We start from the raw sequence: 242 nt of genomic DNA, 5'->3' as shown, positions 1-242 counted from the left end.
GACGCGGGCGCCATCAGCCAGGCGGTGGCCGATTCCGTCGTCGCCTACAAGGCGCGCAACCTGTGCATCACCTGCCACGGCGGCTCAGCCTCGACCCCGAGCCCGATGGCGACCAACCAGCACGGGACCCACATCAGCGCGGTCTACGGTCCGGGCAACTACCTGGGTAGCGAGTACACCGCCTGCCAGGCCTGCCACATCGGGACCACCGCCACCCACATGAACGGTTCTCCGGACCTGAA

At 68.2% G+C, this 242-nt stretch carries 1 protein-coding gene; it reads left to right on the top strand.

Annotated features, from left to right (window positions below; translation table 11 throughout):
* On the top strand, nucleotides 1–242 hold a 242-nt coding region (locus JFN90_RS22100), incomplete at both ends, for a hypothetical protein (protein WP_199397297.1).

Source organism: Geomonas propionica (genome assembly GCF_016458235.1).
Taxonomy (GTDB): Bacteria; Desulfobacterota; Desulfuromonadia; order Geobacterales; family Geobacteraceae; genus Geomonas; species Geomonas propionica.
Note: the sequence above shows the minus strand (reverse complement) of the source record. Positions and strands in the feature narration are given on the sequence as shown.